Origin of the sequence: Nostoc flagelliforme FACHB-838 (assembly GCF_014698065.1) — a bacterium.
Classification (GTDB): Bacteria; Cyanobacteriota; Cyanobacteriia; order Cyanobacteriales; family Nostocaceae; genus Nostoc; species Nostoc flagelliforme_B.
The window spans coordinates 1-3,300 of sequence record NZ_JACJSI010000541.1 but is presented as its reverse complement, the minus strand read 5'-3'; the positions used below and the strand labels follow the sequence as shown (position 1 = coordinate 3,300).

Genomic DNA, 3,300 nt, shown 5'->3' with positions numbered 1-3,300 from the left:
TCATACTTCTTCAGATTTTGAGCATCAAAATATTGACGGTGCAGACTTAATGCCCCACCAAGTTAGATACTCTAATTTATGTGTTTAAAAAATCACTCGTATGGGCAACAGATCAGTTAGCCTTGCCAGAATCGCAATTCATCTCGGAAATACCTATCAGTCTTTTTCGATTGCTCCTTCCAACAATCCCAAGCCACCACCAACTCTTCGCCTAAATCCTCTACCACTTCGCCCCTTTCAACATACAAAGTGCGGTAGGGGTCAGCATGGGCAACTATAGAACCGAGTCCGATTGTGTCCGGTTGAGAGGATGCGTTCTGGAGTGCAGTAATTAGTTCTGTTTCTTGGATAGAAAGTTCAGCCCAGTAATCCGACTTAATTACCTCATACTCTTGCGCCACTGCCCAAAATTCCTGCCACGTACACCCAGGTTTTGCAAGTACCTGCCGAATATCACTAACCGCTTGGGGCAACATTGACAATTGTTCGGCACGGTAGGCGATCGCAGATGGTGTTGGTTCACTCCCCAGAATTATCGCCGCAGCTTCGAGCGCTTGGGTGTTGTTCATTGCACTGGCGAGATTCTTCAACGCCATACCTACCCATGAGTCGTAAGCATTCTTGGGCATTCTCCTTGGGTGGTTCTTGGGCTAGCGATCGCAAATCAATAGTTTTCTCTAACGCCTGTTTTACCTGCTTGTTCAACGCTTTAGTCGCTTGCTGGGTCATGGTATTTCCCCACTGTTGAGAAGGGCGTTGTTCAACAGCGTTTTCTAATTCCTGAATGCGCTGCTGGAGTTGTTGATTTTCAGTCTCCAATTTCCGTAACCCCTCCATCTCAGTGAGCCGTTGCAGTAAATGGATATTTTCTTCTTTTTGTTGTTTGAAGAGTTGTTGCAGAGATTGGATTTGCTCTTGTACTTGTTCTTCTGCTCTGGCCAATACTTGTGCTTGTAGCCCAATTCTCAATTCCTGCTCTAGACGCTCTAACTCTTGCTGGTGTTGCTCTTTGATTTGGGCGATCGCCTCAGAATACTCTGCGGGGTAATTGCGTTCTCTGAGAAAGGGAACGCTGGGGGCATCCAAATCAGTATTGTTGATAAGCAGCCTCTCACCATCAGCAAAGGTAACAATCTGTTGCCAACGATTTGGTGCGTCTGCCTCAATGGTTCCCTCTTCTCCATATCTTGGATGGGACTGTTGTGAGACTGTGACTTTAGCAGATTCAGGAACCACTGGTTCTTGAATTTCGGGAACCATTGGTTCCTGAATAGATTGCTTTTTGCGTGGAAGTTGAGGAACCACTTTTTGGGCGGCAGCAGCAAAATCTGATTCACCAGGGGATGGGTTATCTTTCAGAGCAAGCGTTACAGCAGCAAAAAGTTTTTCTGGTTCCTTGACTAAGCGAAGTAACGGACGGGCTTGACGCTCGTTTTTGATGTGTCCGCCCAACTCGCCAACCGCGTCTATGACCTTTTTGGCTCCTAGCAGTTGGTTGATTCGTCGGTATCCGCCCCAGGCGTATAATTCACGCTGGCAATATTCTTCAAAGTTTTTATAGCCAGCTTGCAGGTAAAGCTGCTGTTCCCTCATCAGAAGAATTTCATCTACCGCTTGCCACTCGAACCTATCGATTGCAGTGAAGGTTTCCTGAATGCTGCTGTTGAGGTTGCTGTAGTCCAGCGTCGTTGTTTGTTCGGGTTCTAGTGTCAGCATTTTTCTTGCCCACTATGGTAAATGCTTAAAAATTGAGGTGTTGCAGTTTAACCAAAGTGAAGCTTGCAGCTGATTTGGGGGGTTTTTCCAAAAATGTGTCAGCATTATAATTAGCTCACTTTGTGATCAACGGATTGAGCAGGCGATCGCAATGCTTGCCGGCGGCGATCGCTTTTACTAAGCAGCAGACAAAGAGGACTGAGTTTGAGTATCTGTTGAGCGGGGATTTTTCTTCTGGTTCAGTGAGCTGCGTCCGCTATCACCAGGAACCTCAACAGAAGTAGGTGTCCCTGAATCTTTGGTGTAACTAATTAAATCTGTGGGAGTAATTTCTCCTTGCAAGTCTTGAGCTAGGTAATTTAGGGCATTGCATAATCTGTTTAAAGATTCACCATCTAGCCGTGGCATAGTCTTGGCTTTTCGCAAGTTAGCTATAGAGTTGTGGCTAACTCCCATTGTTTTAGCAAGGTCGCCAGCCCTAATGTCATACCTTGCCATAAGTTCTTTTAATCTCCATCTAATCAAGGTTTGGTTCACAAAATCAACTCCTTAAGCTTACTTCTATCTAGTATATACTACAAATTTCAAAGCTAAAGCTGATATTTATCATATCTAAACTTATAAATATCAGCTTAAACCTATTGACAACTGAAAAATCTCAGGGTAGACTTGTAATTACAACAAAAGCAAACTGCCTGCACCCGGATGCAACAAAGGGTTTGCACTATCTGAACTTTGACAGCAATCCAGAGTGACCGCTTGATGAGTGACCGAGGCACTGGCACAACCAGAGAAGGTGAGGGGTACACAGTCGGGAAATGGATATTGCACTGAATAAGAAATTACCAGCAGGACGACGGACGGCAGATGAAGCGTTTGAAGTCGTACACGTTACCTGATACGCTGTATCTCCTGTTTCGGTAATACTCAAGTGCCACTGGCTTTGAGTCACAAATATATGGCTACGCCAAATCTTTTTGAGAGCGTTGTGCTAAACCACAACGTTCTTTGCACACATAACAAAGGCGATCGCTTTGCCTGGAAAACTTCGCGATCGCCTTTTCCCCTATCACGGAGATCAATATTATGACCTACATAACACATACACAGCAAGCAATTCCTAGTTCTTCTCGTGACAAGCAAGCCACAGCCCAAGCTGAACTCGACACCCACCTCGAATCCCAAGTCGAAGCTGTAGCCCCAACCCAAGACCCTCTCACCAGCAGAGATCGCCGCATCATTGGCGAGATTATCGAAGTGCAACCCGAATCAATTCGTACTATCTGGATAGAAGGCGGAATCACAGTATGGGTGCAGTTAGTCGGTGGAGGACGGCTACCCTTCGACCGCAACTGGTTCGCTACAAGAGTTGCAGACGTAAAAGCGACTCTACCAGAAACCCCACGGGAAAGGAATCAGCGCTTGGAGTCCGAGTTGAAAGAAGCTTGCACTGTTTTTGGTTTGTATCACGGTGAGATTGACTATCTAGTATTTAGTACGAAAGTCTATCGCCAGGGCAAGTTAGTTGGCTTCGTTGGTTGGGATGAAGAGGGTTGGTACGCAAGACCCAGACAGTACGGACTC

General features: G+C 45.9%; 2 protein-coding genes and 1 pseudogene. 1 reads left to right on the top strand and 2 read right to left on the bottom strand.

Annotated features, from left to right (window positions below):
- Window positions 1–116: 116 nt before the first annotated feature.
- Both H6G97_RS48330 and H6G97_RS48325 read right to left on the bottom strand, forming a co-directional pair.
- Window positions 117–1,716, bottom strand: a pseudogene (locus tag H6G97_RS48330) (hypothetical protein).
- Window positions 1,717–1,893: 177 nt separating this feature from the next.
- Complete coding sequence (locus H6G97_RS48325) at window positions 1,894–2,253, bottom strand: helix-turn-helix domain-containing protein (protein ID WP_338422019.1); 360 nt, start codon at window positions 2,251–2,253, stop codon at window positions 1,894–1,896.
- A gap of 549 nt (window positions 2,254–2,802) precedes the next feature.
- On the opposite strand from H6G97_RS48325, the gene H6G97_RS48320 reads away from it, so the two are divergent.
- A partial coding sequence (locus tag H6G97_RS48320; protein WP_190947417.1) for a hypothetical protein occupies window positions 2,803–3,300 on the top strand: 498 nt, incomplete at its 3' end.